We start from the raw sequence: 25,036 nt of genomic DNA on the forward strand, positions 1-25,036 counted from the left end.
ATCAGATTAGGCACCCACGGCCATGCGGGTTTCACCCATGTTGTTGGCTTGCGGATCACGCAGGACATATCCACGGCCCCAGACCGTCTCGATATAATTCTCACCACCGGTCGCATTGCTGAGTTTCTTGCGTAACTTGCAGATGAAGACGTCGATAATCTTGAGCTCGGGCTCATCCATGCCGCCGTAGAGATGGTTCAGGAACATTTCTTTGGTCAGTGTTGTTCCTTTCCGCAGGCTCAGAAGTTCCAGCATCTGATATTCCTTGCCTGTCAGGTGTACGGTTTTTCCGTTCACCTCTACGGTTTTGGCATCCAGATTTACGGCGACCTGCCCGGTGTGAATCACGGATTGAGAATGCCCCTTAGAGCGGCGGATAATCGCATGAATGCGCGCCACCAGCTCTTCGCGATGGAAAGGCTTGGTCAGATAATCGTCTGCTCCAAATCCGAATCCCTTGATCTTGCTTTCGGTGTCATCAGCGCCCGACAGAATCAGGATCGGTGTCTCTACCCGTGCTATGCGCAGTTGGCGCAATACTTCATGGCCGTTCATATCCGGCAGATTCAAGTCCAACAGGATGAGGTCGTAATCATATAGCTTGGCCAGATCGATGCCTTCTTCGCCAAGGTCCGTCGCATACACGTTGAGATTGGCGTGTGTCAGCATCAGTTCGATGCTTTTGGACGTGGTTGGATCATCCTCGACAAGAAGTATGCGCATGTTCACTGCTCCAATTTAGGTCAAATTCTTCAACTGATTTGAGCCTGAATAAAAATGGTTAATCTGACGTTACCGTTGAATCACTTATTCACTTTCACCTTTAAGTTGTCGATATTTTTTTAAGGCCGTCACCTTCAACGCATCGATCCCGTGTTCAGCAACTGCTGAGACCCACGAGTTGAACTCTTCATCGCTGATGCCATAGCGCTTTTTGGCTTCAGACAATGAAATCAACCCATAAAGTACACCGCGCACGACGATCACCTTGCGCGACGCCACCCAGCGCCGCGTATCCGCAGGAGGCAAATCGGCGCGTGTCAGCACGCTCCCGTCCGGCAGGGTGACCGACCTTGGACCTTCCACTTTGTGCAAATACATCTCTCATACCTTCTGCTGCTGCGACAAAGCTGCACCCAGCTTACTTAAAAGGGCGTGAAACCGCCCCTTGAGAGTGTCTAGAATTTTCTTATATTCTGCCGGTCTTTCTTAACCCGGACAGGAACCGCCTATGGCCCTCGATACCGAGACCCCGCTGAACTCGCTTGGCTTTGCCAAACCACCCTCGGAAACGCGGGTTGTCGTGGCCATGTCCGGCGGTGTGGACAGCTCTGTTGTGGCGGCCCATCTCGCTGATCAAGGCTATGATGTCGTAGGTGTTACTCTGCAGCTTTACGATCACGGTGCGGCGTTGGCCAAGAAAGGCGCGTGCTGTGCGGGGATCGACATCCACGATGCGCGTCGCGTGGCGGAAGAACGCGGGTTCCCTCACTACGTCTTGGACTATGAAAATATCTTCAAGGACGCTGTAATCGACGAATTCGCCGACAGCTATCTTGCCGGCGCGACTCCGGTGCCCTGCATCCGTTGCAATGAACGGGTGAAGTTCAAGGACTTGCTTGAGACCGCCAAGGACCTTGAGGCCGACTGCATGGCCACGGGCCATTATATTCAGCGCAAGATGGGCGCAAACGGGGCCGAATTGCATAGTGCTGAGGATGCAAATCGCGATCAGTCCTATTTCCTATTTTCGACCACACCGGAACAGTTGGATTTCCTGCGTTTCCCGCTAGGCCACCTGCCCTCCAAGGACGCCACGCGCGAAATGGCCGCGCAATACGGGCTGGCGGTGGCAGACAAGCCGGACAGCCAGGACATCTGTTTTGTGCCCAACGGAAACTATGCCAGCGTGATCGAAAAACTGCGCCCCGGAGCCGCAGAACCCGGTGAGATCGTACACGCCGATGGCCGCGTTCTGGCGCAGCATAACGGGGTGATTCACTATACGATCGGTCAGCGTCGTGGGCTCGGTATCGGTGGTCTCAGCGAACCTTTGTATGTGGTCAAGCTGGATGTGGACAAGAAACAGGTTGTTGTCGGCCCCAAAGAGATGTTGGCCACAAGAACCGTTCCCGTGCGCGAGATCAATTGGCTGGGTGACGAACCGTTCACGTCAAAGAACGAATGGCATGTTTCGGTCAAAGTCCGCTCGACCCGCCCCCCGCGTGAGGCGATTATTCGCCCCCTATCGGAAACAACAGCCGAGGTTGAATTGCTGACGCCCGAAGAAGGTATCTCTCCGGGTCAGGCTTGTGTGTTCTACGAAACCGATGGCAGCCGTATCTTTGGCGGCGGCTGGATCTGGCGCGGTTACTAAATCGCGTCAGTCCACGAGTTGCTGAGGATATAGATCCCGGCACAAATCATTACATAAGGCACCAGTTTCTCAAGCCGACGTGCGAAACCGCCGGTCATGATCGGGGATTGTGCACCCCAAAGCCCCAGCATGGTCAGCGTCAGCGCTGCTGCCACCGCGCCGGTGACACCCGCAATCCGATAGCTGGGGGCCGAGTCTGCCAATAGCGGCGCAAGCACAGCGAACGTGTCCATCGACAGGCTTATGAACAGCAGCATGGTGACGAATGTCGAAGCACCCGTGGATATTTGAGGGGCCTCCTCGGTCTCCGGTCCCCGGAACTGGCGGACAACTCCGATTAGCCCGAGGCCAAGTGGTATCACGCCCAGATATCCAGCCCAATGTGGCACAACATCATCGACACCCAAGGCCAACAATAAGGCGGCCGCGATGATTAACATCTGCGCCAGCAGGAAGCCCGCAACGGTCCGGCGCGGGCCAGACACCATCATCAGCGCAACAAGCGCTGCGAGGTTGTCGAGATTGGTCAAAACCTGCGCCATGAAGGCCGAAGCAGCGAAGATCGTGTGATCCAGCATCACGATTTCATTCTGTCCAAAACGGCCCTTGCCGCACGCAAACCCGGTGCTTCGCCACCGCGACCAAGACGCTCCATCGTCGTCGCCATGGCTTGATGTTGGGCGTTGGGGGTGGCGGCCACCTGTTCCAACGCCGAAGCGATCTTGTCCGGTTGGCATTCATCCAGCAGACATTCGGGTACTGCGTGTGTCTCCGAGACCAGATTGACCAGTGTGACGGTGTCCAGCTTAACCATTCGTTTTGCGATCAGCGTGGTCAGCCAGTTGAGGTTATAGGCGATCACCATCGGTGTTGCCTGCGCGGCCAGTTCCAATGAGACCGTGCCGGATGCAGCCAATGCAAGATCAGCTGCGGCAAACGCTACCCGTTTCTGCGCTTGCGCGTCGTCCGAGGGCAATTCCTGCGGATCAACAACTATCGGATTCCCCGGCCAGTTCCGAACCTGTTCGGCGACCGCATCAACCATATGTGCAACTGCGGGCACGACCACGCGCATACCGGGACGGTCTCTCAGAAATTCCTGCAAAGCAGCGCCAAAGATCGGAGCCAGCCGCTCGACCTCACCCCGTCGGGAGCCGGGCAATGCCAGCACGATGGGCGCGTCGCCCAGATGGTGAGCCGCGCGGAATCGCTGGATATCCTGATCGGACGCAATGGGTTCGTTCACAACCGGATGGCCGACAAAGTCACACTCCATCCCTGCCCGCTCCATATAAGGCGGTTCAAAGGGTAACAGCGCAAGGACGTGATCGATTACTTTCGCCATCTTGTCTGCGCGCCCCGGTCTCCAGGCCCAGACGCTGGGGGCAACGTAGTGGACCGTGCGAATCTCGCTGGAGGCCTTTACCAGCTTAGCCACACGCAACGAGAAATCCGGGCTGTCGATAGTGATCAGTACATCAGGCTTCGTGTCTAGAACTGCCTGAGCAGTCTCAGCGATACGGCGTTTTAGGTGAAAGAACTTGGGCAGAACCTCGACCAACCCCATAATGCTGAGTTCGGACATGGGAAATCGGCTGGTCAGCCCCTGCGCCTGCATTAGCGGCCCGCCAACCCCATCAAACTGCACCTCTGGCAAAAGGGTACGCAGACCTTCCATCAACGCGGCCCCCAAACGGTCGCCCGAGGGTTCACCGGCGACCAGAAATACGCGCATCAGACCGTGCGCTCGCGGACATAAAGAAACAAACCAAGGCGATTGCATTCATCAATCACGCGGTCGCGCTGCAAAACAATGACGCCGCCCTTTTCGATGACAATGCCCGACAGGCCCGCCGCGACAGCCCCCGAAACGGTGTCGGGTCCGATGGCAGGCATATCTGCGCGGCGATCCTGATCTGGTTTTGGACCCTTGTACAGAATGCCACCGCCCGCGTCGGGGCGCTGAGTCAAGGATTGCAGCATCCATGCGGTGCCATAGATGCCCTCGATCGCCAACGCTTGGGATTTCAGTACTACGCAAGCCTGACCGATATCCGCCGTCCCCATGTTGCGCAGGATTCCTGCCGCTCGATCTGCGTCGGCGTGATCAGCTTCAGAAGGTTGGGCTTCGGTCAATGAGCCAAGAGGCGGCAGCAAATCCGGTGCGATCTCATGCGCCGCACGGACCGTCAAACCGGCATCCTCAAATATACCAATGACCGCGCGCAATGCGCCGTCGTCACCGGCCATGATGGCCTTTTGCAGGATCGGCACCAGCGGCATCGTCGCCGCATCAATGCGAGCTGGATTGACAGTCGGACGACGCACTGCCCCTGCCATGCAAATCTCGGTCACGCCGCGGGCTTTGAGATCGGCGACGAAGCTACCCAGTTGCTCCAATGGAAAAACCAAGTCGGTGGTCAGTGTATCGGGCTCAAACCCTTCCAGAGCGCAGATCAGCGGGCGGTTTGGCAGACAATTGACCACCTCGTCTGGTAAAGCGCCAGTTCCTGCGATCAATGCCAGCATTGGCCTACTTCCTCGGGGTCAGGAACGAACGGTCTGTTTGCCCCGTCACAAATTCGACGATCTGGCGCACATATTCGTTGTCTGCATCCTCGCCCAGCCGGGTGGCGCGATCCATGAAGGTGCCGTCTCCTTCTGAAAGTTCCTTGAAGGCCGCGCGCAATGCCGAGATATCCTCACGCGTTACACCACGCCGTTTCAAACCGACCAGATTCAAGCCATCCAGCTCGCCCCGAGGCGCCTGAACAAGCCCATATGGAATCACATCATTCGGGACCATCGTAAGCGCGCCAATGATGGCACCGCGACCAACGCGCACGAACTGATGCAAGCCCGAAATTCCACCAACGATGACGTCATCCTCGATAATACAGTGACCAGCCGCGCCAGCGTGATTCACCAGAATGACCCGGTTGCCGATTTGTACATCATGCGCCACGTGGACACCGGCCATCAGTAAGCAGTCATCGCCAATCCGGGTGATACCACCGCCGCCATCCGTGCCGGTGTTGATGGTCACATGCTCGCGAATGCGATTGCGTTCACCGATTTCAAGGCGTGTGTTCTCACCACCGAATTTCTTATCTTGTGGGATTTCACCGACTACTGCGAAGCTAAAAATCACTGTGTCATCACCAATTGACGTATCGCCGGTGACTACGACATGGGATTTCAATTCGACCCGATCGCCCAGACGGACCTGCGGACCGATATGGCAGAATGGACCAATCGTACAACCCTGCCCGATCTGCGCACCGTCTTCGATAATGGCGCTGGGATGAATACCGCTCATGTTGTTTTTTCCATGTCCCAGTCGACATAGGCCGAAAATTCAGCTTCGGCAGCAACCTCGCCCTCGACTGTCGCGCGGCCGCTGAACTTGAAGATCTTGCCACCTTTCTTACCGCGTACAGTTTCGACATGCATTTCGAGAACATCGCCTGGTACGACCTTGCGGCGAAATTTGCATTTGTCGATATTCATGAAATAGATCAGCAACTCGCTGTCGATTACATCCATGCCGACACCCAGCATAACCCCTGCAGTCTGCGCCATCGCCTCGACAATGGTCACGCCAGGCATGATCGGAGTTCCGGGGAAATGGCCCTGAAAGTGCGGCTCGTTCATGGTGACATTCTTGATGCCCACCGCTGATTGATAGCCATCGATATCCACAACCTTGTCGACCAGCAAAAACGGATAGCGATGCGGCAATATACGCTGAATCAGCTGAATGTCGGCGCTCTTGGTTTCCGTGGTCATGGTGCGGATGTCCTGTTCTGGATGTCTCTTTCAAGCGTGGTTAGCAATACCCGTACCCAAGGGCAAGCCAGCCTATTCGTTGTTATTGTTTTCAAGTGTAGCGCCGTCGCCGATTGCGGCATCGATCCTGGCGATCGCAGCGTTGGTAATATCTGAGGCGTCCGTGCTTAGAACCACATTGGACCGCTCGATCACAATCGAGGCGCCAAATTCGCGCAGCAATTCGATCAGCACCGGTTGCGCCATTTCAAAAAACTGACCACGCGCCTCTTCGCCGCGCCGCGCTAATGCGTCCAGTTTGGCGCGCTGGCCGTCACGGTGTGATTGAACTTTCTCGTCAAAAGCTTCGGCAAGCGGGCGAAACTCGTCCCCCGAAAGATCTGACCTCTTTTCGGTCAAATCTTTTTCTTCCTTGCTCAACTGCGCCACAATCCGTTCGTTTTCTTCAGCCAAAAGGGTGCTTTCGGCTTCAATCTCGCGAAAGACGCGCTGCCCAAAGGCGGAATCTGCAAACAAACGCTCACTGGAGATTGTCAGAACGTCTGTTTGTGGCACGCCCAATTGCTGCGCACCCAGCGGCATTGCTACAGCTAGCAGTACCAAAACGCACAGGGCCCTTAGCGGGCCCTGCAGGATGTTCTTAACTTCGGTGATCATTCGCGATCAGAACCTGGCTTGAACGGTCAGGTCAAAGCTTTGCTCTTTATCGAAGTCCTCTTTCTTGAGGGCCTGCGAGAAGTTGAAGCGAAGCGGACCAAACGGTGTTTCCCACAGTACGGATACCCCTACAACATGCCGGATCGAACCGCTTTCACCAACAATATCAGCGCCAGCGGTGTTGACGTTGTTGAGATTGTAGAGGTTGCCAACATCGTAGAAGACGCCGCCACGCAGCCCCAGTTCTTCGGGCAACCCCAGCGGGAAGTCCGATTCGAAACGAGCAACCCAGTAGTAGTTGCCACCGATGGCATCGTCCTGCCCGTTCGAAAGGTCACGCGGCCCGATACCAGCAGGCTCAAACCCGCGGAATGTGCTAGGACCTAGAACAAACCGGTCGAGCGTGCGGCTGAAATCGTCCCCGGTCCAGTTCAGTGCACCCAATTCAAGCGTCGCGCGCAATACGACTTCTTCGTTGAGGACGCGTTTCTGGGCTATCGCCCGTGCCGTGGTTTTGAAGAATTCATTGTCCCCGCCAAGACCAGCAGCATCCACGCCGACTTCGAACAGGACGCCCGCTGTGGGGTTCAGGCCACCAATACGGCTATCGTATACGTAGGACACACCCAGAGAACTGCTGGTTCGTTTCCCCTGATCGATCTCTGATGAGATGACAGCGCCGTTCCGCTCATTGCTCTGTTGGGTCATTTCGCTGCGATCCCAACCATAGCGAAGACGCAGCGCCGACAGTTCACCGATCGCGTAGCTCAGCTGTGGGCGGAAGAACACTGTTTTTGTGTCGTAGCTGGCAAAGCTCGAATTGGTGCTGGCCAGACCAAGCCCAAGATCAAAGCGTAGCTTACGGCCCAGCAGATAAGGCTCGGTAAAGTTGATAACGTACTGCTCAGAATCCTGAGCTGTCGACAACGTGATACCCAGGTTTTGCCCGCGGCCGAGGAAGTTCGATTCATTCAATCCGATTGCGATCCCGAAACCGTCCGAGACCGAGTAGCTACCACCCAGGCTCAACGAACCGGTTGGTTGTTCTTCGACATCCACGTCCACGATAACCTGGCTTGGCGACGATCCCTCGCGGGTTTCCACATCAGCGACCGAGAAGAAACCCAAGGCGCGAATACGTTCGGCGCTCTGGCGGATTTCGCGGGGATTGAAGGGGTCGCCTTCAACGGTATCGAATTGGCGGCGGATCACACGGTCCAGGGTGGTTGTGTTCCCCTCGATATCGATGCGTTCCACAAAGATACGCGGGCCACGGGTCAGCACGAACTGGACATCCAACGTCAGATCGCGGGGATTACGCGTTACCCGGGGCTCGACCCGCAGGAAATCAACGCCGTTTTTCAGCCCCAGACGCTCCATCCGCGCGATCGAGTTCTCAAGCACCGTCGGAGAGTAAATTACACCTGGTTTGACTTTCAGAGCCGCCTGATAAGGCGCTGGGTCCACACCCGGGATCTCACTGACGGTCGTAATCTGACCGAACGAGAACCGCTGTCCTTCTGTGACGTTCATAACCAGAAAGAATGCATCCCGTTCGCGGGTGAATTCGACATTGGCACTATTGACGCGAAAATCGATATAACCGCGTGACAGGTAGAAATCACGGATCACCTGTTTGTCGAATTCAATTCTGTCGGCAATGAAGGTGTCGCCGCGAAGGAAGGTCCGCAGAATGTTCGCCTGCTTTGTTTCAAGCACGCGGCGCAGGCGACGGTCCGAAAACGCGCGGTTTCCTACAAAACTGACGCGCTCGACCTCGATTGTCGTTCCCTCGGCGACTTCGAACACCAGATCGACACGGTTATCGCTGCGACGAATGATGCGCGGGATAACCGTCGCGGATACGCGGCCCTGCGCCGAATATACTTCGGCAATCAGGTCAGCGTCCGCTTCGGCCTGTTGAGGCGTGAATACGCGGCGGGTTTGGGACGATATCGCTTCGAGCAGGAGATCATCTTTTACGCGGCGATTGCCCTCGATGCTGATCTGGTTGATGGTCGGGTATTCCTCGACCGCGATGACCAACGTACTGCCACGCGGTGTAAGTTCGACTGTTTCAAAAACACCACTGTCAAGCAAACGCTGGAAGGCATCATTCAATTGTCCTGCCGTAACAGTCTGCCCCGGTTCGATCCCGGTGCGGGCGATAATCGTCGAAGTCTCGATCCGTCGATTGCCCTCAACTTCGAAGCTGTTGATGGTGTAGGATTGCGCCTGCGCGGGCTGCGTCAGAACCAGTAAACCCGGTGTAGCAAAAAGGAAAAAGAACGTTAGTGCCTGCCACAAAATGTTGCTTTTCCGCCCCCGCGAGCCGCAGTATGTGCCCGTGCGCCTGCTGTCAGTCATTTTTATCACTACCCAGAATTTTCAGCCTTTAGCTGCTGAGTAGCCCGATTGTGAGGCCATGTCAAAAGACGAAAAAGCAAAAACGGCCCATAAGGCCGTTGCACGTAAGTCAGACATGTTCAGGAGAATCACAAACCGAGCAGATAACCACCAACAGCTAGGGCCAGTGCGGTCACGGCAAAGCTAAGCAGCATATCCCAGTTCAACTGGAACAGGACGCTGACACTCTGATAGGATTTTTGAAACGCCTTGGTCATTGAACTCAAGCCTACACTTATCGATGCACCCCAATAAGATAGGCTTGAATTGCGGCAATTTTGCGTCGGAACGGTGCCAAGATCGCCTTAATCAGCAGAACAGATCATTACTGACCGAGAAAAGCATCAATGACAGGATCAGTGTGATTCCGACCCCCATCAACACCCTCAGCGCCTTGTCACTGGGCGGTCTGCCGGACACGGCTTCATACGCATAGAACAGCAAATGCCCCCCATCCAGGGCCGGGATCGGGAACAGGTTCAGCAACCCGACCGCCGTTGACAATACGGCGATGAAGAAGATGAAGTTCTGTGCCCCCTGGCTGGCCATAGCGCCCGAGGTTTCGGCAATACCGATCGGCCCGGAAATATTGCAGGTGCTGATCGCTCCGGTGATCATGTGCCACATTCCCGACAGTGAGCCTTCGATGATGCGCTTGGTTTGGTTCACGCCACCTTTGATCGAATCCCAAATTCCCGCTGGAACGGTCTCGGGCTCGATCATCATGCCGCTGACGATACCGATGCGCCAATGGGTGATGAATCCACCATCGGACTTCGGCTCGTCCGTGCGCCGGGGTGCCAGCGCAAACTCCAAATCCGCCCCGTCGCGCCATACGTCCAACAGCAATACGCGCCCGTTCGAACCCTCGACATGTTCCTTGAGCTGTTCGAAGGCAAAGATCGGATCACCGTTTACGGCGGTGATCACGTCGCCTTGTTGCAACTGAATATCCATCGCCGCGCTGCGCGGCGTAACCTGTTGGATCAGCGGCGGAAAGAGCCAAGGGGCGGCGACATCAATGGTCTCGCCATCGCGGATAACCGTATAGTCCAGCTCGGGTTCTACAGGCAGTGAATTGATGAAATCTGACCAGTTGCTTGCGTCATCGAAATCCGGCGTTGGAATGCCTGCGATGGCGATGATCTCATCCCCCTCCTGCAAGCCCTGTATCGTACCGGGCAACGGTTGCAACGCCCCAACTGTCAGAGGTTCACGCGAAACGCCTTGCGACCAGAAAATCAGGCCAAACACCAGAATCGACATCACGAAATTAAAGACCGGCCCAGCCGCAACAGTCGCCGCACGCGCCCAAAGCGGGGCGCCGTGCATGGTACGGCGCAGTTCTTCGGGGGTTCGTTCGGCGATCTCACTCATCGCGTCTTCGTCCTTGCCGGACGCGGCATTGGCATCCCCCAGGAATTTGACATAACCGCCAAAGGGCAGCAGCGCGACCTGCCAGCGGGTGCCGCGCTTATCGACACGGCTCCACAGAACCGGACCGAACCCGATCGAGAACACTTCGGCATGGATGCCAGACCACCGGCCAACGATGTAGTGGCCGTATTCATGCACCGCGACAATCACTGAAAGCGCAATAACAAAGGCAATGATGGTATAGAGTAGATTGCCAAATTGCGGGATCAAAGAAAGTATGTCCAAAAGTTCTATCCTGCTCGTTCCAATACGGTTTCATCGACCCACTGCCGTGCGAGATGGTCCGTTTGCTGTACATTATCAAGGGTCAATGGTGCATCAATCAGGCTGTCCGAGGCCTCAAAACGCTCCAACACGGCCGACACTGTGTCAGCCATATCCAGAAATCGTATCCGGTTTTCGATAAAATGGTCCAATGCGCGTTCTTTGGCGGCGTTGAAGATCGCGCCGGACAAGCCGCCGCGCTGCATCACTTCGCGGGCCAGACGCAAGGCCGGATAGCGTGCCTCATCCGGGTCATTAAAACGCAACTGACCCAGTTGCGCCAAATCCAGACGCGCAACCGGCAAATCGCGCCGTTCGGGCCAATGCAGCGCGTATCCGATGGCATGGCGCATATCCGGGGCCCCCAGATGCGCCATCAAAGCGCCGTCCTGAAATCCGACCAATGCGTGAACGATGGATTCTGGGTGTACGAGGACTTCGATCTTCGATGGATGAACACCAAAATATTCTTTGGTTTCTATGACTTCCAACGCTTTGTTGAACATCGACGCGCTGTCGATGGTAATCCGCTGTCCCATGTTCCAGTTCGGATGGTTCGACGCCTGTTCAACAGTCGCCTTTGCCAGATCGCCAAGCGGCCAATCCCGGAACGCCCCACCGCTTGCGGTGATGATAATCCGTTCGACGCTTGCCATATCCTCGCCCACAAGCGCCTGAAAGACGGCCGAATGTTCGCTATCAACAGGCAATAGCGTTGCACCATGCGCCCGGGCTGTTTCCAGAACCAGCGGCCCGGCACACACCAACGTTTCCTTGTTGGCAAGCGCCAGTGTCGCCCCTTGTTTCAAGGCTTCAATCCCCGGAGCCAGCCCTGCGGAGCCGACAATTGCGGACATTACCCAATCCACCGGTCGCGCCCCGGCCTCGATCAGTGCCGCCTGCCCCGCAGCCGCCCGCACTCCGCTGCCAGCCAATGCGTCACGCAGGTCGTCCAGTTTGTCATCAAACGCAGTCACCGCCACATCTGCATCCAGGCGCATCGCATCGCGTGCGAGCTGCGTGATGTTGCGACCACCGGTCAGCGCGACCACGTCATAGGCATTCGGATGTCTCGCGATCAGATCAATCGTATTCTGGCCGATTGATCCGGTTGCACCAAATATGGATACTTTCCGCATCACATACCTCCGGGCGCGTATATGAGCCCTGCGAGCAGCACAAAGACAGACGCGCCCATCATCCCATCGAACCGATCCAGAAACCCGCCATGACCGGGTATAAGGTTTGAGCTGTCCTTAACGCCAAAGCCACGTTTTGTCGCGCTTTCAACAATATCACCGATCTGGCTGGCCATAGAGGCAAGAACCGAGACAACGATAAAAGCAATGCCGAAACCGGCATAGTGCGCAAAAACTGTTCCGACCAGCGCGGCAGCAACCCAGCCTCCAACCGTACCGGACCATGTCTTCTTGGGGCTAACTCTGGGCCAAAACTTAGGTCCGCCAAGCGTTTTGCCCACAAAATACCCGGCGACATCCGTGGCCACGACCACAAGGATCAGCCAAACCATCCATCCAAATCCTAGGTTTTCTCGGATCGATATGAATCCCAGCCCCGACATCGCGATCCAAAGGGCAAACAGGACGTATATCCCGCGCGCACGGTTGATCTGTCCTGCTCCTACCAATGCCGGGGCCACCAAACATGGAAGCTTGTATAGCGGTGGTAGATGATAGCTTAGGACCACGGCGAACCCGGTCAGTATCGCCAGCTGAATCGCGACACCCTGACGTTCTGGGTCGATCATCCGGATCAGTTCCCATATCATCAGACCGCAGACGGTGCCGATAAATATCTCAAACCACAGGCCGCCTAGCCAAACTTCGACTGCCGCAATAGTCACAAGAACCGAAGCCGACAAAACCCGGGCAGTCAGATCAGACCATCGGCCATCACTCATGCCGGGACCGCTCCAAACCGCCGTTCACGCGATCCATAGTTGCGGCACAGCCGTTCCAGTTCTGCAGCGGTGAAATCAGGCCACAGAGTATCGATGAATTCGTACTCGGAATAGGCAGACTGCCACAGCAGGAAATTAGAAATCCGCGCTTCACCACTGGTACGGATCACCAAATCGGGGTCTGGCAGAACGCGCGTGTCCAGATATTTGGGCAGAGTTTCCTCGTCCACGTCCTCGGGGCGCAGAGTGCCATCGGCAACGTCACGTGCCAAACGTCTGGTCGCGCGCGCCACCTCGTCACGACCGCCATAGTTCAAGGCAACGGTTAGATGAACCAGGTCATTGTTCTGTGTTTCGCGTTCAAGCGTATCCATCAGCTCGGTCAGCTTGGTATCCAGCCGAACTCTATCCCCAATGAAACGGACCCGAATGCCGTTATCTTTCAAGGTCTTGGTCTCTTTGACGATGTAACGGCGGAACAAGCTCATCAGGCCTGCAACTTCGACCTGAGTGCGTTTCCAGTTTTCAGTCGAAAACGCAAATACTGTCAGATACTTGATCCCTAAACCTGGGCAGGCCTCGACCACCTCACGGACGCGGCGCGCACCTGCATGATGGCCAAACAATCGAGGCCGCCCGCGCGACTGTGCCCAGCGACCGTTGCCGTCCATGATGATAGCAACGTGGCGCGGCCCTGCAATCGGAGAGGTATCGGGATCCTTTGGCATATCCGAGGCTCAGACCTGCATGATCTCGGCTTGTTTGGTCTCGAGCGCATCATCGACGGATTTGATCATGGTATCCGTCAGCTCCTGAACCTCGGTTTCCCAGAATTTCTGATCGTCCTCGGACATGCCGTCTGCCTTGGCCTTTTTGATCTGGTCCATGCCATCACGGCGCACATTCCTGATCGAAACCCGTGCGCTTTCTGCATATTGACCCGCGACCTTGCCGAGCTCGCGACGGCGTTCTTCGTTCAGTTCGGGAATCGGCAGCATGATGATGGTACCATTCAGTTGCGGGTTAATACCCAAACCGCTTTCCCGAATGGCCTTTTCAACTTTGCCGACGAGGCCCTTGTCCCAAACATTCACGGTTACCATGCGCGGTTCAGGGACGTTCACGGTACCAACCTGATTGATCGGAGTCATCGCGCCGTAAGCATCGACCATGACGGGCTCAAGCATTGAAGCCGATGCACGACCGGTCCGCAGCGAAGCGAATTCGGTTCTGAGGTTGGCCATGGCACCGTCCATGCGGCGTTTCAGATCATCGGTATCGAGTTCGAAATCATCAGACATGCTGCTCACTCCCCGTCTTCAGGTGATGTTCGGATGGGTCTTAAGCCATCACAAATGGGATGTATAGCAATCATGGTCACGAAATGTGGCAATGGCCAGAACTGTTTCCGGCATTTCGGCCTCATTCCCGACAATTGGGTCGGCCGGATGCATGCTCCGGCCGATCCGTTGTCTGTTTTGTCTATCAAGCGTTCACGTTTACCACGACGCGCCCTTTTACCTGACCTTGCAGGATGTCCGCTCCCAACTGGGGCAGATCAGAAAGGGTTGCTGCGTGGACCATCGCCTCAAGCTTATCCATGGGCAAATCGGTCGCGATACGCTTCCAGGCTCGGACCCGGTTGTCGTATGGCTGCATCACGCTGTCGATGCCCAACAGATTAACACCGCGCAGCAGGAATGGGATCACGGTTGCGGGCAGCGCCGCACCACCGGCAAGGCCAACCGCAGCTACCGAGGCCCCATACTTCATCTGCCCCAGCACGCGGGCAAGCATCGCTCCGCCCACCGCATCAACACATCCGGACCAAGTTTCACTTTCCAGCGGACGCTTGGTGGTCTCGTTCAACTCGTCACGCGGGACAATTGTGGTTGCACCCAGTGATTTCAGGTATTCTTCGGTTTCAGGACGCCCGGTCACAGCTGCAACCTCATAGCCCAGATGGGCCAAAATGGCCGTCGCGACCGAGCCGACACCTCCTGCGGCACCTGTGACCAACACCGGGCCATGACCCGGCTGCAAACCTTGATCCTCCAGCGCCATGACGGCCAGCATAGCGGTGAACCCGGCAGTGCCAACGGCCATCGCCTGCCGTGTATCCAACCCATCCGGCAACGGCACCAGCCAATCTGCCCGCGCGTTTGCTTTTTGTGAATAGCCGCCCCAATGCGCTTCACCTACGCGCCAGCCCGTCAGCACGACCTTGTCGCCAGGTTTGTAGCGTGCATCCGAGGACTGCTCGACCGTGCCCGCATAATCGATGCCCGGAATATGAGGATAGCTACGCACCAGACCACCGCCTTTGGGCGACATGCACAGGCCGTCCTTGTAGTTCACCGTTGAATATTCAACGGCGATCGTCACTTCTCCATCCGGTAGCGTATCCAGAGAAATCTGCTTCACCGAAGCGCTTGCGAGGCCACTTTCTTCATCTTTTTCAACGACAAGTGCATTAAACATGAACTTACTCCTTCTATTGCCTCAATCGGCTGTGTTCCTGAAACAAGGGCTTAGCGCCAGAATTTTTCCTGCACTTCGGCCCATCGCATTCCATGTTCGGTCATCAATTCAATCCGCGTACCTGGCGCCCAATGGGACCGGTCGACCATTCCAATGGCTACATTCACTCCAAACTCGGGTGAATACGCAGCCGAAGCCACCTGCCCGACCTGCCGGCCCCCGGCCATCAGCGGCCAAGATTCGGTGCACGGTCCGATCTCACCTTCAATGACAAGCGGACGGATCTGCCGGGGTGGACCGTTTTTCGCCTGATCCGCCAAAGCGGCTTTGCCGATGTAATCCAGCGGAGAATTGCAGAACCGTGCTAGCCCGCATTCATAGGGCGTATTCTCGCGCCGCATGTCCGACCCGAAACTCAACAGACCGCTTTCAACACGCTCAATCCCGTTTGGGCAACCTGCCCGCACGTTCAGGTCTCGGCCATTAGAAAACAGCGTGTCCCATAGTGGCATGCCATAATCCGTCCCTTCGACGTATATCTCGAACCCGCCTTGTTTTGACCAGCCAGACCGGGCGACGACGAATGATGTATCTTCAAACGCCAACCGTTTATATCGAAAGAACTTTATATCCCTGACTTCATCACCAAAGACGCGCGTCATCAGCTCGTCCGCCTTGGGGCCTTGTACCGCCAAGGGCGACACATCCGGCTCAGAAATATCGACATCCAGCCCCAGCGCAATCACGATTCCCAGAGCAAACTGCCAAAGGTCACCATCGGCAACCGACAACCAATAGTGATCATCCGCCAGTTTGATCGCAACAGGATCATTCAGCATGCCGCCATTGTGATCTACTATCGGCACATAATAGCACTGGTTCGCCTGCATTTTGTCCATATCGCGCGGGCTGAGCATCTTCATCAGCCGCAACGCATCCGGACCTTTGATCTGTACCTGCCGCTCACACGAGACATCCCAGACCTGAACATGCTGTTTCAGATGCGCCGCATCAGCCTCGATGCTTTCAAAAACCGTCGCAAGCAGCATGTGATTATAAACGGTATACCCTGTGACGCCTTCGGCCTCGACGCCCGGAGTGAATGGGGTTTTGCGCACGCGCCGGTTCGGTGAGATGACTGCCATGTCAGAAATCCTCTGGCAGAAAGACAAGATCGCTGACAGGTGCCTGCGAACCAGCCTCGGTCAGCATTTGGTGCAATTGTCCGCGATGATGCGTCTGATGATTGAACATATGAATGACGCATTGCCCGTAAGGCTTTGTTACGTCGTTCTCTTTTGCAGCCGAGTACCACGTGAACGAACCGCTCAGGACATCATCCCCCAACGTATTGGCCCATCTCGCAATACGGGCGTCAATCGTATCGCGCAGCGGCAGCCAGTCGGCCATGCCAGTGCAGATCGAGACACTCTTAGGAATGCCACCACCTGGCCCCGGTCCCTTGTCAAACCGGGAAATCCAGATCCAATCCCCCCAAAGCAGATGATTGGCAGTTCCCATGATCGACCCGAAAAAAGCGCCGCGATCCCGTGCCAATTCTTCGTCTGAAAGAGCTTCGAGAAAGCCCTTTAACTGGTTGTTTTGCCAGTGGTTATATCGCGCCATTTCACGGGCATAGGCACCGGTTATCATTACTTAGGCCCGTGCCAGTCAATCGGGCAGATCTCGGCTGACTTGCCGCCGAAGTCCCATACGCGACCATAGTCGCGCACCTTGGATTTCGTGCCTTTTGCTACAATGATGTCCGGCCCCATCCAGTATTTCGAATTTGAAACCATCACCGGGTGCTCTGGGTCTTTGCCCGCCAGCATTTCGATCTCACCCTGAATCTTGCGCCCTATCATGATCCGGCGTTTGGTGCCGTCCCTTTCGATCTGAACCGGTGCACGTTCAGCCCCTATGATCTCGCTGACCAACATAGTGAACAGCCCGGTTGTGCCACCTGCCTGACCGCTGAATATCTGCAACAGTCCATTATAAGCCTTGCCGCTGGCACGTTCATCCACATAAGCCGCGACTTTCCACTGGCCTTCGCCCATGCGTCCGGGGATATCAACCAGCAGACCTACATTCAGACCGGACAAATCTTCGCCTTCGTAATGGCCTTCGTCGATCGCGATACCCATCCACGCGTGGCAATGCCCTTCGGTCGGAGGGTGTGCACCCAGCGAAACCACGCATGGGCAGAATACGTCGCACGAACAATTCAGGATCAGTTCACCCTTAACCGCCCAATCGGTCGGGCTCATCTCACGCCGCTTGGGATTTGGCATCCGGCTGTCAATTCTTTGACTGACCGGCAGCTTGTCTGCATCCGGTTTTCTATTTTTAGCCATCGACTTATCCTCCGTAAACAATGTGATGAGCGAGCAGTGCAAAACCACCCGCAATCAAGACGAATCCCATAGGACGGGTCACGGCGTGCCCGATCTGGGGAAGTTTTTCCAATACCATGAACAGGGTCGCCAGCCCCATCCAGAGCAGGCTCATGACGCCGCCGACAAAGCCCAACGCCATGAAGCCCCAGCAGCAACCGACACAGAACGCACCCAGTCCAACGCCCATGCGTACACCGCCGCCGAATCCGGTTTTCCAGTGGCCCAGAAAATACGTCATCGGTGCATGGCAAACACCGTGGCAGACTTCTTTCGCCCGAGAAAACTGAAAGGCACCCACGGCGATCAACAGGCCGGCGGCCAGATATGGCGATTTAGCGATTCCCAACATATCAACCGCGCCGCCAAACAGCAGCGCCAATTGCAGGCCAGTGATCAGCGCAGCGAAGCCCACCCAAACTATGAAGTATCCGGATAGAACGCCCAGCCACCCTGCCCGCGTACCGTTCGCGCTGCGGATCAGATCATCATAACTGCGCAACGTGGGCACCAAAGTCGGCAGCATCATGGCCGCCATCATGATCGCCCACATCCAGAAAAGTGGGCCGAACTCGGCCATGGGCATATACATGTCCATACGCGGATCCATGGCCGCCATCGCCTGACCCATCGGTCCAGGTCGACCGATCCAGTCCACGTCCATATCGCGGCTCATCGAGACCATCATCCACCACGACCAAAGGATCGTGATGTAGAAGCCCAACCAAAGCGCGCTGCGGAAAATTGAGCGACTCACTTGCTCCTCCCGACTCAACTCTCTTGCTTTTCAAATGTCAGACTTTTAAATGTCAGACAAATAAAAATTACGCATCGCCGAAAACAACCATGAAAATCGACCCTCAGAGTACTGCAGATCTATCCGCTCAAATTGCTCAGGCGATCCGGGACGCAATTATCTCGGGTCGGCTGATCGTAGATGAGCGTCTGCCCTCAGAATCTGAGTTGGCCGATCAGTTCAAAGTATCACGGCCTACGGTTCGCGAAGCACTGAAACGCCTGGCAGCGCAGTCCCTTATCCGCACGCAACGCGGGGCATCGGGTGGTGCGTTTGTGAACCGACTGAGTTTTGAGGACGCCTATTCCCAACAAGTCACAACCTCGACACTGCTGCTGTCGATGAACGCAGTCAGTTTCGACACCGCATGCGAAGCGCGTTATGCGCTCGAACGTGCATGCGCTGCTTTGTCGGCACAACGTCGTACCGCGGATCAACTCGCCACCATGCGGGCCGAGATTTTTCGTCAGGCGCAACCAGGTCTCACAGATGAGGCTTTCTGCGCGTCCGACGTCGCCTTTCATCGCGCGCTTGTGGATGGCGCGGGCAACCCCGTTCTGTCCTACCAATTGGCCGGTGCGGTCGAGGCTATGCAACCTCTGATGAACATGATTACGTTCACGGCTCGATCCCGCGAAGAGATCATCGCCCTCCACAGTGACATCACAGACGCACTGGAAGCGCGTGATGCCGGCCCGGTCGATGCGGCATTGATCAAACTTGAGGCCTATACACGGCAACTGGCGCAGGACGTGGCCGAAAGACGACGCAAACCCGCCTGACCACAGGCAAAAAGGAACGAAGGACGGCGAGGTGCCCGAGCAGGCAGCATGACATCCGGCGTTAAGACCGGAACTTCCAACATGTATTGAAGATCAATGACTTACGGGAGGACGTTATGAACCAAAGACCGGACCCAACCTTTTACCCATCAGCCAAACTGGCGATGGAGGGCCCCACTGAAACGCTTGCATTCACGTTGATGCTAAGCCCTGATTTTTCCCAACCAGACGGTTTGGCCGTCGTGAACGTGGATCCGACTTCGGATGATTACGGAAAAATTGTCCATCAAGTGATCATGCCAGAGAAAGGCGATGAGTTTCACCATTTTGGGTGGAACGCTTGTTCCTCTGCGCTGTCACCGCTTAGTGGCCATGCGTTTCTGGAACGCCGCTACCTCATTGTTCCTGGCATACGATCAAGCCGGATCTACATTATCGACGTCAAGAACCCGCTTGAGGCCAAGATACACAAGATCATCGAACCCGAAGAAGTTTTTGCAAAAACTGGATATTCCCGCCCGCACACGATCCATTGCGGACCGGAGGGGATCTACGTGAGCACGCTTGGAGGCGGTGGCGAAGACGGCACGGACGGTCCTCCGGGCATTTTCATCATGGATTGCGAGAGCTTCGAGATCATTGGGCGCTACGAGATCGAGCGAGGTATCCAAGACAAACACTACGATTTCTGGTGGAACCTGCCACGCGACTATATGGTCAGTTCGGAATGGGGACTGCCTCCGCAATTCGAAAACGGCATCGTGGCCGAGGATCTGCTTTCGAACAAATACGGGCACAGCATCCATTTCTGGAACCTACGCAGCCGGACCAATATTCAGACCATCGATCTAGGTGAAAATCACCAGATGGCCCTGGAAATCCGGCCCGCTCACGATCCGGTCAAACAATATGGGTTCTGTGGTGTGGTGGTTGACACGACCAACCTGCAGGGCGCGATCTTTACTTGGTGGCGTAATGATGATGGCACCTTCGAGGCCAAGAAGACTATCACGATCGATCCGCAGCCCGCTGATCCAGATGACTTGCCTGAATTGCTGAAAGGCTTCTCTGCCGTTCCGCCACTGGTCACGGATATCGATCTCAGCTTGGACGATAAATACCTTTATGTGGCCTGTTGGGGCACGGGTGAGATGCATCAATACGATGTCTCTGATCCGATGAACCCGACCCTTGCGGGCAAAGTCGAGATCGGGGGGATCGTCAAGAAAACAAAACATCCCAACGGGCAAGACTTTGGTTACGGGCCGCAGATGGTTGAAATCAGCCGCGATGGAAAGCGGGTATATTGGACCAATTCGCTTTATTCCACTTGGGATGATCAGTTCTATCCCGGTGAACGCGGGGCTGCGATGGTCAAGGCGGATGTTGGCGAAAACGGAGGCCTGACATTGGATCCGAAGTTCTGGGTCGACTTCCCCGACGGATATCGGGCCCACCAAATCCGGCTTGAGGGTGGAGACTGTTCTACCGATAGTTTCTGCTACCCATCGGTCTGAGTTGGAAACTCTGATGACATCAACGGCTGGTCTCTGGCTGGCCGTTGTGCTTAGCGGCGCATATCATGGCCTGAATCCCGGAATGGGCTGGCCGCTTGCGGTATCTTCGGCGCTGATGGAACAACGGCCATCAGCTTTGTGGCGTGCATTGACCGCCCTGGCTGGTGGTCATTTCGTCGCCATGCTGGGGGTCCTACTGCCATTTGCTATGATGGCAGTTCTGGTTGAATATCAACGCGAAATTCGTATCGGCGCTGCGCTGATTGTGATCACAATGGGTGTTTACATCGCGATAACACGCCGGCATCCTCGGATGTTGTCGCGCGTACCGCCAAGCAAATTGGCACTTTGGTCGTTCCTCGTTGCGCTGGCACACGGCGCGGCGTTGATGTTGGTTCCGATTTATCTTGGATTGTGTGGATCAGACGAGCTGGAAACGGGCCAGATCGCAGTCTCTCAGATCATGGCGAGCAATGGCCTGCTCGTACTGACGGTCGCTGCACTTCACACAGCCGCCATGATCCTTGGCGGAGGCATTCTGGCCTTCGCCGTCTATCGCTGGCTGGGCCTTCAATTTCTGTCACGCAGTTGGTTCAATCTGGAACTTGTCTGGGCTCTCAGCCTGATCGCGGTCGGAGTTATAGGCTTGTGGTCAGCGATTTAGATGCTTTTCTTTACATAGTGCTGCGCTAGACTCTGCGGGCAGAGCAAAAAGGGAAAAAAGTCCATGATCACAGCCCTTAACGTGATTGCCGCCTTGCTGACCATCGGCTTTGGTTTGTTCGGATTTCTGGCCCCGGCCTACACAGCCAACGCGCTGGACCTAGCCCCCACCAAAAGCACCATGGGATTTAGTGAGATGCGAGCCTCGGTTGGCGGGTTGTTCGTGGTGACAGGTGCCGTGGTTCTCTGGCTCAACACACCGATGGCATATGCCATGCTGGGCGTTGTCTATGCAGGGGCGGCGTTGGGCCGGTTTGTGTCTTTGGCGCTGGATAATCCCCCGTTCGTCAAGGCGCTGACTTTTGGTGGAATCGAGCTTGTTCTGGCCCTTTGGCTTATTCTCGCCAACATGAACAGAGCTGCTTAACTTATTGAATTTGATATAAGTCAACCTTAGCATTCCGGGTTTGCATCCGACCACGTCCTAACCTATATATGAGGGGTCCTTCGGGACTATGGACATAAACGCGCTCGTAATAAGCGGATCGGACCCGGGGGCGGTACCCGGCGGCTCCACCAACATCCTTCGTTTGAGGATCATGGGGCCGAAATAGGATCGACGAACGTCTAAAGGGGTTAGCTTTGTCTCGGCTGTCTGCCACCGTTACCGGCGAAACTAGTACAATTGCAAACGACAATCGTGCTCCGGTTGCAGTTGCTGCGTAAGCAGTAGCAAGACCGAAACTTAAGCCCTTGCGCCTAGCCGCGTAAGGCGGGGTTCGCAGGTACCTGGCAACAGAAACCTGCATTTTACCGATTATGTCTGCTCCATGCCCATAACTCACCTGGGATTCAGGGTTTATTCATTTCTCTGATCCATCTTCCTGAACAAGCGACAGGAGGGCTGAGATGACGAATTCTGACAGGCTTAGGGCGTGGTATTCAGAGGTCTGGGAACAAGGCAATACCGATGCAATCGATCAGTTTTTTGCCCCGGATACGATGGCCGAAGGGTTGATACCCGAAATGCAGGTTGGCGCGGACGACTTTCGCGATCTGGTCATGGCGTTTCGTCATGTTCTGGGCGAGATCACAGTCGAACTGCCGAAGATCATCGAAAATGGTGATTGGGTCTCGGGTATTCTGCATGTCCGCACCTTCCGGGCCGATAACGGTGCCCCGCTTGAAGTTACCGGACAAGTCATGGCGCGCTTCAAAGGGGACAAGATGGTCGAGGCCTATAATCAGTTTGATTTCATTACACTTTTTGAACAACTGGGGCAGTTCCCACAGGATACCCTTCCGGTTTGCATGACCGGGCAAAGGTTGGACTGGGCCTGATAAACTTGACCGCAAGCTTGACCCATCCCGCGTTTGCGCGCTAGCAGAGGATCAAGGGGTAAGCTTGCGAACACCCCGTGAGGCGGCAGCCCAAGTTCGCATGTATCCAAAGCAACAAGGAAACATGCAATGGCTGCCCCCAATGCAATTACACCCCGTCAACTCTTGCGTCTGATCGGTACGCCGCAGTCGCCTGTGCTTGTCGACGTGCGTACAGACGCCGATTTCCACGACGACCCCAGACTTATCCCGGCTGCGGTTCGCCATCCCTATGACAATATCGATGGCATCCAACAACTGATCGGAGACAGGCCTTGTGTCGTGATTTGTCAGAAGGGCAAAAAAATAAGTCAGGGCGTCGTTTCATGGCTGCAGGCTGACGGGATTCAGGCCGAGTATCTGGAAGGTGGAACGTTCGCCTGGCGTGATACTCCGGGGGCGCAATTCGTGCCGGTCTCGGCCCTGCCCGCGCTTGTAAACGGCAGCACGCTTTGGGTCACCCGGCACCGCCCCAAAATCGACCGTATCGCCTGCCCGTGGTTCATCCGAAGGTTTGTCGATACACATGCGCGGTTTCTCTTTGTCGCTCCAACCGAAATACAAGGTGTTGCCGAACGCTTTGACGCTACACCCTTTGATGTTGAAGGCACTGATTGGAGCCATCGCGGCGACAAATGCACCTTTGACATGATGCTGGAAGCGTTCAACCTGCGCTCTGAACCCCTGAACCGCATGGCCACGATCATACGTGCAGCCGATACAAACAAGCACGATCTAGCGCCTGAGGCTGCCGGATTGCTCGCCCTTTCGGTCGGCTTGTCGCGCCAGTATCGGGATGACCAGCAGCAATTGCAGGCTGGATTGCATATCTATGATGCTCTTTATCGCTGGGCGCGCGATGGGTCTGGCGAGACGCATGACTGGCCCGCGGGTCACGGCAGATGACCCCTTCATATCAAGAGTTGATCAGGGTGTTTGGGCGCATCGGGCTGCTGTCCTTCGGCGGCCCCGCCGCCCAAATTTCACTGATGCATCAGGAGCTGGTCGAAAAGCGCCCCTGGTTGGACGAACAGACCTATCTGCGCGCGCTTTCCTTATGCATGCTGTTGCCAGGTCCCGAGGCCATGCAGCTTGCCACTTATGCAGGTTGGCGGCTGCGCGGCGTGGCCGGAGGGTTAATCGCGGGCTGTTTGTTTGTACTGCCAGGTGCTCTGGTGATCGCGCTGCTGGTATTGCTTTATGCGGCCTATGGTACATTGCCTTTGGTTCAAGCCGGATTCTTGGGCATCAAGGCCACGGTGATCATCATCGTCCTGCAAGCATTACGGAACCTATCGAGGAAAGCGCTTACAGACGTCGAGCACCGGGTTATCGCGGGCCTAGCCTTTTTGGGGATCTTTGTCTTCAACCTGCCCTTCCCGCTAATCATACTGTGCGCTGCCGTTTGGGGATTCGTGACTTCGAAAGACGACAAGCCCGTTGCCGTTCAAACCAGCCCAACACTTGCCAATCCTGTTCGCACAGCGGTTTTCTGGCTTATTCTTTGGCTGGGGCCGTTGTTTGTTCTGTCTTTGAGCGGTCAGGAACTGCTCAGCGATCTGGGCTGGTTCTTTGCCCGCCTTGCGGTTGTAACTTTTGGCGGTGCCTATGCGGTGCTGGCCTATATGACCCAGACCGTGGTCGAAACCTACCAATGGATCAGCACGGACCAGATGATCGACGCGCTAGGTCTGGCCGAAACCACGCCTGGGCCGCTGATTCTGGTGACTCAATTTGTGGCCATGCTTAGCGGTCAGATTGCCGGAGGCGCCTCGCTAGCGTTTGCGGCGGGCATTGTCGCTCTATGGGCGACGTTTGTACCGTGTTTTCTGTGGATTTTTCTTGCAGCCCCGCATCTGGACAGAATCGCCGAGCGTCCGCGTCTTGGGGCCGCGATGCACGGAATCACAGCTGCGGTCGTCGGAGTGATTCTCAACCTCTCCGTGTGGTTCGGGCTAAACGTCTTGTTCACCTCAATTCCGGGGTGGCATTGGGGACCAGTTTCTCTCCCCCTACCCGACCCTTCGTCGCTTGAATTCAGCGCACTTGTGCTGACCGTTCTGGCTGGCCTGTTGATTTTTCGTATGAAATCCGGTTTAGCAACCACACTTGGTATCATGGTTCTGGCCGGACTAGGCATGCAGATTTTGTAATCAATACAGCCCAGCAC

28 protein-coding genes and 1 other RNA gene are annotated in these 25,036 nt (G+C 55.8%); 9 read left to right on the forward strand and 20 right to left on the reverse strand.

The features are described 5' to 3' along the window. Positions 1–6 precede the first annotated feature (6 nt). Together ctrA and sciP are read right to left on the reverse strand one after the other, a co-directional pair. Positions 7–723 (reverse strand): response regulator transcription factor CtrA, encoded by a 717-nt coding sequence (gene ctrA, locus ACR0NM_RS05605; protein ID WP_170393124.1) that lies wholly within the window; start codon positions 721–723, stop codon positions 7–9. An 84-nt stretch (positions 724–807) separates the two neighbouring features. After that, on the reverse strand, positions 808–1,101 hold the full coding sequence (gene sciP / locus ACR0NM_RS05610) for a CtrA inhibitor SciP (RefSeq protein ID WP_170393125.1): 294 nt from the start codon (positions 1,099–1,101) through the stop codon (positions 808–810). Positions 1,102–1,231: 130 nt separating this feature from the next. On the opposite strand from sciP, the gene mnmA reads away from it, so the two are divergent. Next, on the forward strand, positions 1,232–2,377 hold the full coding sequence (gene mnmA, locus ACR0NM_RS05615; RefSeq protein ID WP_170595674.1) for a tRNA 2-thiouridine(34) synthase MnmA: 1,146 nt from the start codon (positions 1,232–1,234) through the stop codon (positions 2,375–2,377). On the opposite strand, the gene ACR0NM_RS05620 is transcribed toward mnmA, so the two are convergent. The 18 genes from ACR0NM_RS05620 to ACR0NM_RS05705 all read right to left on the reverse strand — a co-directional run bounded on the left by ACR0NM_RS05620 (position 2,374) and on the right by ACR0NM_RS05705 (position 18,485). Continuing rightward, on the reverse strand, positions 2,374–2,955 hold the full coding sequence (locus tag ACR0NM_RS05620) for a cadmium resistance transporter (protein ID WP_480613573.1): 582 nt from the start codon (positions 2,953–2,955) through the stop codon (positions 2,374–2,376). The two genes, mnmA and ACR0NM_RS05620, sit on opposite strands and share 4 nt — an antisense overlap. Then, positions 2,955–4,112, reverse strand: a complete 1,158-nt coding sequence (gene lpxB, locus ACR0NM_RS05625) for a lipid-A-disaccharide synthase (protein ID WP_480613575.1) — start codon at positions 4,110–4,112, stop codon at positions 2,955–2,957. The genes ACR0NM_RS05620 and lpxB overlap by 1 nt, the downstream gene beginning before the upstream one ends. Beyond that, entirely contained in the window at positions 4,112–4,906 is a 795-nt protein-coding gene (locus ACR0NM_RS05630) for a UDP-2,3-diacylglucosamine diphosphatase LpxI domain-containing protein (RefSeq protein ID WP_170595679.1), read from the reverse strand. Before ACR0NM_RS05630 ends, lpxB begins: the two co-directional genes overlap by 1 nt. A gap of 4 nt (positions 4,907–4,910) precedes the next feature. Beyond that, positions 4,911–5,696: an acyl-ACP--UDP-N-acetylglucosamine O-acyltransferase gene (gene lpxA / locus ACR0NM_RS05635; RefSeq protein WP_170405636.1), complete on the reverse strand. Its 786-nt coding sequence runs from the start codon at positions 5,694–5,696 to the stop codon at positions 4,911–4,913. After that, positions 5,693–6,166, reverse strand: coding sequence for a 3-hydroxyacyl-ACP dehydratase FabZ (gene fabZ, locus ACR0NM_RS05640; protein WP_170393131.1), 474 nt, complete (start codon positions 6,164–6,166; stop codon positions 5,693–5,695). The genes lpxA and fabZ overlap by 4 nt, the downstream gene beginning before the upstream one ends. A gap of 72 nt (positions 6,167–6,238) precedes the next feature. Next, positions 6,239–6,823: an OmpH family outer membrane protein gene (locus ACR0NM_RS05645; RefSeq protein WP_170595681.1), complete on the reverse strand. Its 585-nt coding sequence runs from the start codon at positions 6,821–6,823 to the stop codon at positions 6,239–6,241. Positions 6,824–6,829: 6 nt separating this feature from the next. Further along, positions 6,830–9,190, reverse strand: a complete 2,361-nt coding sequence (gene bamA / locus ACR0NM_RS05650) for an outer membrane protein assembly factor BamA (RefSeq protein ID WP_170393133.1) — start codon at positions 9,188–9,190, stop codon at positions 6,830–6,832. Between the two features lie 128 nt (positions 9,191–9,318). Beyond that, a complete protein-coding gene (locus ACR0NM_RS05655; protein WP_255612105.1) occupies positions 9,319–9,447 on the reverse strand; it encodes a hypothetical protein in 129 nt (42 codons plus the stop codon). Between the two features lie 91 nt (positions 9,448–9,538). Beyond that, a complete protein-coding gene (rseP, locus tag ACR0NM_RS05660) occupies positions 9,539–10,891 on the reverse strand; it encodes an RIP metalloprotease RseP (protein WP_480613577.1) in 1,353 nt (450 codons plus the stop codon). A 5-nt stretch (positions 10,892–10,896) separates the two neighbouring features. Further along, entirely contained in the window at positions 10,897–12,069 is a 1,173-nt protein-coding gene (gene dxr / locus ACR0NM_RS05665) for a 1-deoxy-D-xylulose-5-phosphate reductoisomerase (RefSeq protein ID WP_480613579.1), read from the reverse strand. After that, complete coding sequence (locus tag ACR0NM_RS05670) at positions 12,069–12,851, reverse strand: phosphatidate cytidylyltransferase (RefSeq protein ID WP_480613581.1); 783 nt, start codon at positions 12,849–12,851, stop codon at positions 12,069–12,071. The genes dxr and ACR0NM_RS05670 overlap by 1 nt, the downstream gene beginning before the upstream one ends. Then, positions 12,848–13,579: an isoprenyl transferase gene (locus tag ACR0NM_RS05675; protein ID WP_480613583.1), complete on the reverse strand. Its 732-nt coding sequence runs from the start codon at positions 13,577–13,579 to the stop codon at positions 12,848–12,850. Before ACR0NM_RS05675 ends, ACR0NM_RS05670 begins: the two co-directional genes overlap by 4 nt. A gap of 9 nt (positions 13,580–13,588) precedes the next feature. Beyond that, positions 13,589–14,152 carry a ribosome recycling factor gene (frr, locus tag ACR0NM_RS05680; protein ID WP_170393138.1) on the reverse strand — a complete coding sequence of 188 codons (564 nt, stop codon included), beginning with the start codon at positions 14,150–14,152 and terminating at the stop codon, positions 13,589–13,591. Between the two features lie 184 nt (positions 14,153–14,336). Beyond that, a complete protein-coding gene (gene acuI / locus ACR0NM_RS05685) occupies positions 14,337–15,332 on the reverse strand; it encodes an acryloyl-CoA reductase (RefSeq protein ID WP_170510026.1) in 996 nt (331 codons plus the stop codon). 50 nt (positions 15,333–15,382) lie between these two features. Next, positions 15,383–16,477 (reverse strand): dimethylsulfoniopropionate demethylase, encoded by a 1,095-nt coding sequence (locus ACR0NM_RS05690; protein ID WP_170393140.1) that lies wholly within the window; start codon positions 16,475–16,477, stop codon positions 15,383–15,385. Between the two features lies 1 nt (position 16,478). Next, the gene (locus ACR0NM_RS05695) at positions 16,479–16,985 is read right to left on the reverse strand and encodes a DinB family protein (RefSeq protein WP_480561530.1); all 507 of its coding nucleotides are present in this window, start codon (positions 16,983–16,985) and stop codon (positions 16,479–16,481) included. Next, complete coding sequence (locus ACR0NM_RS05700; protein WP_170393142.1) at positions 16,985–17,689, reverse strand: DUF1326 domain-containing protein; 705 nt, start codon at positions 17,687–17,689, stop codon at positions 16,985–16,987. The genes ACR0NM_RS05695 and ACR0NM_RS05700 overlap by 1 nt, the downstream gene beginning before the upstream one ends. Before the next feature lie 4 nt (positions 17,690–17,693). Further along, positions 17,694–18,485 carry a DUF2182 domain-containing protein gene (locus tag ACR0NM_RS05705; RefSeq protein WP_170562820.1) on the reverse strand — a complete coding sequence of 264 codons (792 nt, stop codon included), beginning with the start codon at positions 18,483–18,485 and terminating at the stop codon, positions 17,694–17,696. 89 nt (positions 18,486–18,574) lie between these two features. On the opposite strand from ACR0NM_RS05705, the gene ACR0NM_RS05710 reads away from it, so the two are divergent. The 8 genes from ACR0NM_RS05710 to chrA all read left to right on the forward strand — a co-directional run bounded on the left by ACR0NM_RS05710 (position 18,575) and on the right by chrA (position 25,019). Further along, complete coding sequence (locus ACR0NM_RS05710; RefSeq protein ID WP_170732135.1) at positions 18,575–19,306, forward strand: FadR/GntR family transcriptional regulator; 732 nt, start codon at positions 18,575–18,577, stop codon at positions 19,304–19,306. 116 nt (positions 19,307–19,422) lie between these two features. After that, entirely contained in the window at positions 19,423–20,823 is a 1,401-nt protein-coding gene (locus ACR0NM_RS05715) for a selenium-binding protein SBP56-related protein (RefSeq protein ID WP_170393145.1), read from the forward strand. A 13-nt stretch (positions 20,824–20,836) separates the two neighbouring features. Next, positions 20,837–21,487: a hypothetical protein gene (locus tag ACR0NM_RS05720; protein WP_170421484.1), complete on the forward strand. Its 651-nt coding sequence runs from the start codon at positions 20,837–20,839 to the stop codon at positions 21,485–21,487. Positions 21,488–21,550: 63 nt separating this feature from the next. Continuing rightward, positions 21,551–21,913 carry a DUF4345 family protein gene (locus ACR0NM_RS05725; RefSeq protein WP_170465381.1) on the forward strand — a complete coding sequence of 121 codons (363 nt, stop codon included), beginning with the start codon at positions 21,551–21,553 and terminating at the stop codon, positions 21,911–21,913. 36 nt (positions 21,914–21,949) lie between these two features. After that, positions 21,950–22,296: a transfer-messenger RNA gene (ssrA, locus tag ACR0NM_RS05730) on the forward strand. A gap of 99 nt (positions 22,297–22,395) precedes the next feature. Continuing rightward, entirely contained in the window at positions 22,396–22,827 is a 432-nt protein-coding gene (locus ACR0NM_RS05735; RefSeq protein ID WP_170393148.1) for an ester cyclase, read from the forward strand. Positions 22,828–22,956: 129 nt separating this feature from the next. Further along, positions 22,957–23,772, forward strand: coding sequence for a chromate resistance protein ChrB domain-containing protein (locus tag ACR0NM_RS05740; protein WP_480613586.1), 816 nt, complete (start codon positions 22,957–22,959; stop codon positions 23,770–23,772). After that, positions 23,769–25,019, forward strand: coding sequence for a chromate efflux transporter (gene chrA / locus ACR0NM_RS05745; RefSeq protein WP_480613588.1), 1,251 nt, complete (start codon positions 23,769–23,771; stop codon positions 25,017–25,019). The genes ACR0NM_RS05740 and chrA overlap by 4 nt, the downstream gene beginning before the upstream one ends. Positions 25,020–25,036: the final 17 nt, after the last annotated feature.

It is taken from the genome of Ruegeria sp. AF2 (genome assembly GCF_056542025.1).

Bases quoted from the DNA above. Each gene is read 5' to 3' on its own strand.
- dxr (WP_480613579.1), bottom strand. From the start codon at position 12,069: ATGCGGAAAGTATCCATATTTGGTGCAACCGGATCAATCGGCCAGAAT.
- ACR0NM_RS05620 (WP_480613573.1), bottom strand. From the start codon at position 2,955: ATGCTGGATCACACGATCTTCGCTGCTTCGGCCTTCATGGCGCAGGTT.
- ctrA (WP_170393124.1), bottom strand. From the start codon at position 723: ATGCGCATACTTCTTGTCGAGGATGATCCAACCACGTCCAAAAGCATC.
- ACR0NM_RS05715 (WP_170393145.1), top strand. From the start codon at position 19,423: ATGAACCAAAGACCGGACCCAACCTTTTACCCATCAGCCAAACTGGCG.
- ACR0NM_RS05700 (WP_170393142.1), bottom strand. From the start codon at position 17,689: ATGGCTAAAAATAGAAAACCGGATGCAGACAAGCTGCCGGTCAGTCAA.
- mnmA (WP_170595674.1), top strand. From the start codon at position 1,232: ATGGCCCTCGATACCGAGACCCCGCTGAACTCGCTTGGCTTTGCCAAA.
- frr (WP_170393138.1), bottom strand. From the start codon at position 14,152: ATGTCTGATGATTTCGAACTCGATACCGATGATCTGAAACGCCGCATG.
- acuI (WP_170510026.1), bottom strand. From the start codon at position 15,332: ATGTTTAATGCACTTGTCGTTGAAAAAGATGAAGAAAGTGGCCTCGCA.
- ACR0NM_RS05675 (WP_480613583.1), bottom strand. From the start codon at position 13,579: ATGCCAAAGGATCCCGATACCTCTCCGATTGCAGGGCCGCGCCACGTT.
- ACR0NM_RS05630 (WP_170595679.1), bottom strand. From the start codon at position 4,906: ATGCTGGCATTGATCGCAGGAACTGGCGCTTTACCAGACGAGGTGGTC.
- bamA (WP_170393133.1), bottom strand. From the start codon at position 9,190: ATGACTGACAGCAGGCGCACGGGCACATACTGCGGCTCGCGGGGGCGG.
- ACR0NM_RS05670 (WP_480613581.1), bottom strand. From the start codon at position 12,851: ATGAGTGATGGCCGATGGTCTGATCTGACTGCCCGGGTTTTGTCGGCT.
- ACR0NM_RS05720 (WP_170421484.1), top strand. From the start codon at position 20,837: ATGACATCAACGGCTGGTCTCTGGCTGGCCGTTGTGCTTAGCGGCGCA.
- ACR0NM_RS05690 (WP_170393140.1), bottom strand. From the start codon at position 16,477: ATGGCAGTCATCTCACCGAACCGGCGCGTGCGCAAAACCCCATTCACT.
- lpxB (WP_480613575.1), bottom strand. From the start codon at position 4,112: ATGCGCGTATTTCTGGTCGCCGGTGAACCCTCGGGCGACCGTTTGGGG.
- ACR0NM_RS05735 (WP_170393148.1), top strand. From the start codon at position 22,396: ATGACGAATTCTGACAGGCTTAGGGCGTGGTATTCAGAGGTCTGGGAA.
- ACR0NM_RS05725 (WP_170465381.1), top strand. From the start codon at position 21,551: ATGATCACAGCCCTTAACGTGATTGCCGCCTTGCTGACCATCGGCTTT.
- ACR0NM_RS05645 (WP_170595681.1), bottom strand. From the start codon at position 6,823: ATGATCACCGAAGTTAAGAACATCCTGCAGGGCCCGCTAAGGGCCCTG.
- ACR0NM_RS05740 (WP_480613586.1), top strand. From the start codon at position 22,957: ATGGCTGCCCCCAATGCAATTACACCCCGTCAACTCTTGCGTCTGATC.
- sciP (WP_170393125.1), bottom strand. From the start codon at position 1,101: ATGTATTTGCACAAAGTGGAAGGTCCAAGGTCGGTCACCCTGCCGGAC.
- ACR0NM_RS05710 (WP_170732135.1), top strand. From the start codon at position 18,575: ATGAAAATCGACCCTCAGAGTACTGCAGATCTATCCGCTCAAATTGCT.
- ACR0NM_RS05655 (WP_255612105.1), bottom strand. From the start codon at position 9,447: ATGACCAAGGCGTTTCAAAAATCCTATCAGAGTGTCAGCGTCCTGTTC.
- lpxA (WP_170405636.1), bottom strand. From the start codon at position 5,696: ATGAGCGGTATTCATCCCAGCGCCATTATCGAAGACGGTGCGCAGATC.
- fabZ (WP_170393131.1), bottom strand. From the start codon at position 6,166: ATGACCACGGAAACCAAGAGCGCCGACATTCAGCTGATTCAGCGTATA.
- ACR0NM_RS05695 (WP_480561530.1), bottom strand. From the start codon at position 16,985: ATGATAACCGGTGCCTATGCCCGTGAAATGGCGCGATATAACCACTGG.
- chrA (WP_480613588.1), top strand. From the start codon at position 23,769: ATGACCCCTTCATATCAAGAGTTGATCAGGGTGTTTGGGCGCATCGGG.